This is a genomic window from Actinophytocola sp., assembly GCF_050699915.1.
Lineage (GTDB): Bacteria > Actinomycetota > Actinomycetes > Mycobacteriales > Pseudonocardiaceae > Actinophytocola.
The window spans coordinates 1-7537 of record NZ_JBOHGA010000269.1; the positions used below are offsets into that span (position 1 = coordinate 1).

Annotated in this window: 7 protein-coding genes and 2 tRNA genes; 8 read left to right on the forward strand and 1 reads right to left on the reverse strand. The window is 69.8% G+C overall.

Annotation, left to right across the window (positions count from 1 at the left end):
• The 8 genes from ACRDSK_RS29710 to ACRDSK_RS29745 all read left to right on the forward strand — a co-directional run.
• Positions 1–403: phosphotransferase (locus tag ACRDSK_RS29710; RefSeq protein WP_431444671.1), on the forward strand; the 403-nt coding region annotated here is incomplete at its 5' end.
• Positions 404–731: 328 nt separating this feature from the next.
• Positions 732–1097, forward strand: coding sequence for a VOC family protein (locus tag ACRDSK_RS29715; protein WP_431444672.1), 366 nt, complete (start codon positions 732–734; stop codon positions 1095–1097).
• On the forward strand, positions 1094–1846 hold the full coding sequence (locus tag ACRDSK_RS29720; protein ID WP_431444673.1) for a sulfite exporter TauE/SafE family protein: 753 nt from the start codon (positions 1094–1096) through the stop codon (positions 1844–1846). Before ACRDSK_RS29715 ends, ACRDSK_RS29720 begins: the two co-directional genes overlap by 4 nt.
• 114 nt (positions 1847–1960) lie before the next feature.
• Positions 1961–2590 (forward strand): dienelactone hydrolase family protein, encoded by a 630-nt coding sequence (locus ACRDSK_RS29725; RefSeq protein WP_431444674.1) that lies wholly within the window; start codon positions 1961–1963, stop codon positions 2588–2590.
• Between the two features lie 30 nt (positions 2591–2620).
• Complete coding sequence (locus ACRDSK_RS29730; protein WP_431444675.1) at positions 2621–3379, forward strand: ESX secretion-associated protein EspG; 759 nt, start codon at positions 2621–2623, stop codon at positions 3377–3379.
• A gap of 518 nt (positions 3380–3897) precedes the next feature.
• Entirely contained in the window at positions 3898–5850 is a 1953-nt protein-coding gene (locus tag ACRDSK_RS29735; protein ID WP_431444676.1) for an acetoacetate--CoA ligase, read from the forward strand.
• Between the two features lie 76 nt (positions 5851–5926).
• Positions 5927–6013: transfer RNA gene (locus ACRDSK_RS29740), tRNA-Ser, on the forward strand.
• Between the two features lie 17 nt (positions 6014–6030).
• Positions 6031–6103 (forward strand) — tRNA-Arg (locus ACRDSK_RS29745).
• A gap of 69 nt (positions 6104–6172) precedes the next feature.
• Here ACRDSK_RS29745 and ACRDSK_RS29750 read toward each other — a convergent pair.
• The gene (locus ACRDSK_RS29750) at positions 6173–7312 is read right to left on the reverse strand and encodes a tyrosine-type recombinase/integrase (RefSeq protein ID WP_431444677.1); all 1140 of its coding nucleotides are present in this window, start codon (positions 7310–7312) and stop codon (positions 6173–6175) included.
• Positions 7313–7537 lie beyond the last annotated feature (225 nt).

Here is a 7537-nt window from a genome sequence, read left to right on the forward strand (position 1 = left end):
GACCGCGGGGTGGCCGCAGCGGCCGGGGTTCGCGTCGACCCGTGAGCTGCTGGTCGCGGACCGCGGCGGGGACGTGGATCTTCGGGCCATGCCGGCGGAGGCGGTCGAGGCGTGCCGGCGGGCGTGGCGGGCGCTGCCGGCCGGGTCAGCGGTGGTGCACGGCGACCCGTGCGGGGCGAACGTGCGGGTCAGCGAGGCGGGCATCGGCTTCCTGGACTGGGACGAGGCTCGGGTGGACCACCCGGACCTGGACCTCGCGGACCTGCCCGGCGTGGAGCTGCCGGGCCCGCGGAACCGAGGCGCGCGGGCGGCGGTGAACGCGTGGGAGGCGGCGGCCGGCTGGCAGCTGGAGCCGGCCTACGCCCGGCGCCGGCTGGCCGAGCTCGGCTCCAGCTACGCCTGAACGGACACGGAACCCCCGCGGCTCCGCAGGCCGTTGTCACGGCATGGCTTGGGTTTGGGCGATGTCGATCCCCGGGCTGGTGTTCCTACTCGTGTTGCTCGCGGCGCTCGAGCGGTTCGGGTTGTGGGCCGGGCGGCGCAGTTGGTTGCCGGGCCGGGGAGATCGGACTCGGCCGACCGCCCGCTGAACCCGCCACTCGCAGAGCTGCGTGATCCTCGCCACCATGCGACCGCGACCGTGCGAAACGCCGTGCTGGCAGCGTGTTTCCGTGCGGAACAGCACAGCCGACCGTGCCGGCGAACGGCCCCCGACATGCGACGATGCCGGCATGGTTGCACGTTTCAAGGATCTGGTCCTCGATGCGAAGGACCATCACAAGCTCGCCGACTGGTGGTGTGCGGCGATGGGCTACGTGCGCAGGGACGAGCTCGAGCCACCGGAGGACGGCTGGCTGCGCCCGCACGACTGGCCGGTCCCGATCGTCGACCCCAGCGGCGCCGGGCCGCTCATCTGGGTCCAGCCGGTCCCCGACCGCAAGGTCGTCAAGAACCGCATGCACATCGACGTCTTCGGCAGCACCGACGAGTTGGTCGGCCTCGGCGCGATCCTGCTGCGGGCCTGCGGCGACGACATCGAATGGGACGTCTTAGCCGACCCAGAGGGCAACGAGTTCTGCGTGTTCGCGCCACGGTGACGCCGCTGGAAGGACTCGCCGTCGCCGGTGCCGGCTTGGTCGCCGGCGCCATGAACACCGCGGTGGGCTCCGGCACGCTCGTGACGTTCCCGGTGCTGCTCGCGGTCGGCTACCCGCCGGTGCTCGCCAACGTCTCCAACGGGATCGGCCTGCTGCCCGGCTCGATCACCGGCGCGTTCGGCTACCGGCGCGAGCTCGCCGGCCAGCGCACCCGCGTCGTGCGCCTGGCCGCGACGACCGCCGTCGGGGCGATCGCGGGCGCGGTGCTGCTGCTCGTCCTGCCGTCCGACGCGTTCGAGGCGATCGTGCCGGTGCTGGTCCTGCTCGCCGTGCTCCTCGTGCTCGTGCAACCGTGGATCGCGCGCCGACTCGCCGAACGCCGCGACCGGCCGGAGCACGGCGGCCCGTGGCTGCTGACCGGGATCTTCCTCACCGGCACCTACGGCGGCTACTTCGGCGCCTCGCAGGGCGTGATCGCGCTGGCGCTGATGGGCATCACGTTGCAGGAGGACCTGCAGCGGCTCAACGCGACGAAGAACGTGCTGACCGCGACCGCGTACCTCGTGTCCGGTGTGGTCTTCGTGCTCGTCGCCGAGGTGGCCTGGCTCGCCGTCGTGCTGCTCGCCGCCGGCGCGACGATCGGCGGTCCGCTCGGCGCGCGGTACGGCCGGCGACTGCCGCCGGCGTTGCTGCGCGGGCTGATCGTCCTCGTCGGACTCGTCGCGGTCGTGCAGCTGGCGATCGACTGACTACTCCATTCGGGTCAGATTCGTTGACTCGTGTTCACCTTCACATGGTTGGGTATCGAGATGTCAGGCACCCGCACCGAACCCGTCCGGCTTGTCGACGGGCGTGCGCTCCGGATGACCATCGCCGAACCGCCCGGGGTCATCAGGGGAGGTCTGGTCGTTCTGCACGAGTCCCGCGGCATCACCGAACCGGTCAAGGCTCTCGCCGACGGCCTGGCCGCGGAGGGCTGGCTCGTGGTGGCGCCGCACATCTATCACGGCGCCGACGGGTCGTCCGAGATTGACGAGACACTCGCGGCCGACCGGGTGAGCGGGCTGTCCGGGGACTCGGTGCTGGCCGACACGGACATCGCGTTCGGCTGGCTGGCCCAGCACGGGATCGGCGCGGACCGGATCGGCGTGGTCGGTTTCGAGCTCGGCGGCGCGGTGGCGCTCGTCGTGGCCGCGAGCCGGAACATCGGCGCGGCCGTGACGGTGGCCGGCAGCGGGATCCTGCAACCGATCTCGCCGGGCTTACCGGCGCTGGTCGACGTGGCCACCGAGCTGCGTTGCCCCTGGTTGGGGCTCTACGGCGACAAGTGCGCCGACGACGTCGCGAAGCTTCGCGACGCCGCACTCCGCTCGGAGACCGCGAGCGATGTGCTGTTGTTCCCGGCCACTGACCACCGGTTCGACATCCATCCGGACGGCACCTTCGAGGCGTGGCACCGGATGCTCAACTGGTTCGACGCCCACCTGCGCTGAAGCGGGTTCGCTTACGGCATGCTTGGTGGCGTGACCAGCCTGTCCCACCTGGAGTTCGACTTCATCTGGGAGCACCTCGGCATCGGCGAGGCGCCGTACCCCATTGACGTGGCTTCGTTCGGCCACACCATGGACGAGCGCGCGGGCCTGCGCGGGCAGGTGCTGGAGTCTTTGCACGCCAAGGGTTTGCACGACGGTACGCGCTTGTCGCCGCGGCTCGAGGAGCTGCTCGCGTTGCTGGTGCGCGCCCCACTCACCGTGGACGGCCAGCTGTCGATCGGCGAGTACGTGCGGGTGCTCGCGGCGGCCCGGGGTACCGAGGGCGTGCTGGCCGCACAGACCGACGACGAGGTGCGGGTCGTGCCGGTGCGCGAGGGCAAGGTCGTTGGCGCGGTGATCGCGCTGGTCCCGGACGAGAAGCCAGGCCCGGGCGGGGCCGCGCGGCTGCCCCGCCAGGCGTTCGACGACGCGATCGACGAGTACCAGCGGACCGGGTACGTCGGACTGGAGCGCACGCTGACGACGGCGGGCGTCACGGGCCGCGACCTGCGCACCGTGATCACCCTGGTGGAGTCCGCCCGCCACGGCGGCGGCCAACTGGCTGCGAACCGGGTCGACAAGATGGGCCGCCGCAACAGAACCCCGGTGGTGAACTGGTTCGACACGGCAGCCGGTCGCTACCTCGCGCACGTCGAGATCACCCGAGACCGCGTCGAATGGCTGACCATCGCCCCGGCGGACACTGCTCGAATCGAGCAACGCCTGACAGGCTCGATCACCGCCCTGTAGCAACGCACACGCGCCACTCGCACGCCGAGACCGCGACTCGCACGCACAACGACCGGATCGCCTTCGGCTGGGCCGGCGCCGGCGTTCGGGGCACACGAGTGGGCGCATGGAGGTCGATCCGCGCTCCGAGACCGCCACTCTCGCGCCCGGGACCGCCATTCGCACAGGGGATCCGCTATCGCGGCCAGACCGCCCACTCACTCTCGCCCCGGGTACCGTCCCGTTCGCGCCGCGGCTCCGCCACTACGGCCAGATCGCCTACTCGTGCCGCGAACCACCACCCGCGCCCCGAGTTGTCCACAGGCCCGCCACTTGTCCACAGCCAAGCCACGAACGCCGTTTCCGTCGGTGCTGACCGATAGACTGGTCGTGGGTGGCCCCCCGGGATCGGGTGGGGCTTTGCGTTTCTTGAGTTCTGCACGCGCGTGCGCGCGTGCGCGCGTGCGTACGTCTGGCGCTCCGGGTGTGTGGGCGACCACCATGGTCAGGCCCGGCGATATGGGATATGAACTGGTGTCATGACCCCCACTCCAGAGCTGTTGTGGCGTCCTGACCCGTCGCGCGCGGCGGCGAGCCGGATGGCCGCGTTCCGCACCTGGCTGCGGGACAACCGCGGCGTGGACGCCACCGACTACCAGGCGCTGTGGGAGTGGTCGACGACCGATCTCGAGGCCTTCTGGGGCGCGCTCGCCGAGTTCCTCGAAGTCAGGTTCCACGCGACGCCCGCACGGGTGCTCGCCAACGACACGATGCCGGGCGCGGAGTGGTTCCCCGGCGCGACGCTCAACTACGCCGAACACGCGCTCGCCGAGGGCCCGGGCAAGGCCGATGGTGACCTCGCCGTGATTTTCGAACGCGAGGACGGCCTGTCCGCGCAGGTCACCTTCGGCGAGCTGCGTCGGCAGGTCGCCGCCGTGCGCGAGGCGCTGGTCGAGCTCGGCGTGCGCCAGGGCGACCGGGTCGTCGCGCTCGCGCCGAACACCCCGCAGACGCTGGCCGCGTTCCTCGCGGCGGCGAGCCTCGGCGCGACGTGGTCGTCGTGCTCGCCGGACTTCGGCGTGCGCGCCATCGCCGACCGGTTCACGCAGATCGAGCCGGTCGTGCTGTTCGCGGTGGACGGCTACGTCTACAACGGCCGGTCGTTCGACGTGCGTCCCACGGTCCAGCAGCTGCGCGACGAGATCCCGACGCTGCGCGCCACCGTCCTGATCGACTACCTGTCCGCGGACGCGTCGCTGGACGGCGCGATCCCGTGGTCCAACATGCTGGCCGCGCACGAGGACGCGCAGCTCGCGTTCGACGCCGTCCCGTTCGACCACCCGCTGTGGGTCCTCTACTCGTCCGGCACGACCGGGCTGCCGAAGGGGATAGTGCAGGGCCACGGCGGGATCGTGCTGGAGCACCTCAAGGCGCTCGCGCTGCACTGTGACTTCGGCCCCGGCGAGCGGTTCTTCTGGTTCACGACCACCGGCTGGATGATGTGGAACTTCCTCATCTCCGGCCTGCTCGTCGGCTCGACGGTCGTGCTGTTCGACGGCAGTCCCGCGCACCCGGACCTGTCGACGTTGTGGCGGCTGGCGGAGCGCCACCGAGTGACGTACTTCGGCACGTCGGCGTCCTACATCCAGTCGTGCCTCAAGCAGCACCTGACGCCGGCCGGCTCGCACGACTTGTCGGCGCTGCGCGCGCTCGGCTCGACCGGCGCGCCACTCAGTCCCGAGGGTTTCCGCTGGATCGCCGACGAGGTGGGCGCGGACGTGCAGATCTGCTCGGTGTCGGGCGGGACGGACCTGTGCACGGCGTTCGTCGGTGCCGCGCCGGACGTGCCGGTCTGGCTGGGCGAGCTGTCGTGCCGGATGCTGGGTGCCGCGGTGGCCGCGTACGACGACCAGGGCGAGGAGCTGGTCGACGAGGTGGGGGAGCTGGTGATCACGCGCCCGATGCCGTCGATGCCGATCTACCTGTGGAACGACCCGTCCGGCTCGCGCCTGCACGAGGCGTACTACGAGCCGTACCCGAACACCTGGCGCCACGGCGACTGGATCCGGATCACCGATCGTGGCTCAGCTGTGATTTACGGCAGGTCCGACTCGACCCTCAATCGCGGTGGGGTCCGCATGGGCACGAGCGAGTTCTACCGAGTGGTCGAGGGCTTCGACGAGGTGGCGGACTCGCTGGTCATCGACACGTCCGGGAACACCGAGGGTGAGCTGCTGTGCTTCCTGGTCCTCGCGGAGGGCGTGGACCTCGCCGAGCTGGAACCGCGCCTACGGACCACGCTGCGCAAGGCCTTGTCACCGCGCCATGTGCCGGACCGCTTCATCGAGGTGACGGAGATCCCGAGGACGCTGAACGGCAAGAAGTGCGAGGTCCCGGTGAAGAAGATCCTGGCCGGCACACCCCTTGAGCAGGCAGTGAGCCGAGATGCTCTCGCGAACCCGGACTCGCTCAAGGCGTTCCTGCCGAGCTGACCATCCCCACCGGGAGGCGCTTTGCGACCTGATCGACGGCCCCTGTAGGCTGACCGCCGAGCGCCCTGGGGCCCCGGGAGGCTTCGCCTAGTCTGGTCTATGGCGCCGCACTGCTAATGCGGTTGGGGGCAACCCCTCCCGGGTTCAAATCCCGGAGCCTCCGCTTGAAAACTGAACAATGCGCCCGTAGCTCAACGGATAGAGCATCTGACTACGGATCAGAAGGTTAGGGGTTCGAATCCCTTCGGGCGCGCGTATTGCCTGGTTGAGGCAGTGTGGGGCCGGTCATTCATGATCGGCCCCATTTTTTACCCATGCGAAATCACGCATTTTCGTCGATCACCCCGAGCAGCTTCGCCACCCGCGGACTCGGCTGCGCCCGGCCGAAGTACGTGTCCTGCGTCTCACTCACGCGCTTGTGCCCGAGCTGGTCGGCGATCTCCCGAACGGTCAGCCCACCGTCGTTGAGCAACGTCGCCGCCGTCTTGCGGAAGTTGTGACTCGTCACCCAGTCGAACCCCAACGGGTCGAGCGCCGCCCGAAGATCATCGTTCGTGTTGGACCGGTCCCGCAGCTTGCCCAACGGCGACGGAAACACCACGTCCCACTCGTTCCCGTCCCGCTCCCGAGCCCGCAGCAGCGTCACGAGCCACGGCGGCAGGTGAAGCGTCCGCCACCCCGATTCCGTCTTCGGTCGAGGCTGGATCACCCAGCCGGTGCCCCGTTCGTAGGTCAGCGTCCCGCGCACCTCCACCGTCGCCGCACCGAGGTCGAGTGCCTCCCACGTCACCGCCAGCGCCTCGCCGATCCGCAGCCCCGTGCCGAGCATGAAGTCCACCAGCGCCGGCACGTCCCGAGCCACTGCCCGCTCGTCCGCCAGCAGGCCGGCCCGCAACCGCCGCACCTCGGCGAGCGTCAACGCCCGCGCCGCCTTCTTCTCGATCGTGATCGGCGAGACGTGCCGCATCGGGTTGTGGTCGATCGCGTCGTGCCGAGCCGCGAGCCCCATCACCTGACTGAGCACCGTCTTCGCATGCTTCGCCGCCGACGGCCCCGTCTTGTCCCGCACGGTCGCCAGAAACCGATCGGCCACGCCCACCGTCAGTTCCCGAACCCGCAATGAACCCACGCTGGGCAGCACATGAAGCCGAAGCACATCGTCGTAGGTGTTCACGGTCGACGTGGCTTTCTTCTGCCGCTTGAACTCCTCGAACCAGACCCGACACACCTCGGAAATTCGAGTATCCGCCGTGATTTCCCCATCGGCCGACACCCGAGCCCGATTCTTCAAATACTCGACAAGCGCACGCTCCGCCTTCGCGCCGGTTCCCCGAATCCGCTCGACCTGACGAGTCACCCCGTCGTAGTCCCGATAATTCGCGACCGCACGCCAGGACGTCGATCCAGATCGATGGCGCCGAATCCGCCCCCAAGTCCCGAGGGGAAGCGGCGGCCGGCCCATCAGGCGCTCTCGCTGTCGAGCGACTCCACCCACGCGACCACATCGGCCGGCTTGTACCGCAGGTGCTTGCCCACCCGCCGAGCCACTGGTCCGTACCCACTGAGTCTCGTCAAGTGAGTTGGCCCCACTTGTCGCCGCGGTTTTTGGCCCCGGGTCGGCTATTCGGGGTCGAAGAGTGGTTCGCCGTCGTTGCCGCCGAGCAGGAAGGTGAAGCGGTCCAGGTCG

Bases quoted from the DNA above. Each gene is read 5' to 3' on its own strand.
- ACRDSK_RS29715 (WP_431444672.1), top strand. From the start codon at position 732: ATGGTTGCACGTTTCAAGGATCTGGTCCTCGATGCGAAGGACCATCAC.
- ACRDSK_RS29725 (WP_431444674.1), top strand. From the start codon at position 1,961: ATGACCATCGCCGAACCGCCCGGGGTCATCAGGGGAGGTCTGGTCGTT.
- ACRDSK_RS29735 (WP_431444676.1), top strand. From the start codon at position 3,898: ATGACCCCCACTCCAGAGCTGTTGTGGCGTCCTGACCCGTCGCGCGCG.
- ACRDSK_RS29750 (WP_431444677.1), bottom strand. From the start codon at position 7,312: ATGGGCCGGCCGCCGCTTCCCCTCGGGACTTGGGGGCGGATTCGGCGC.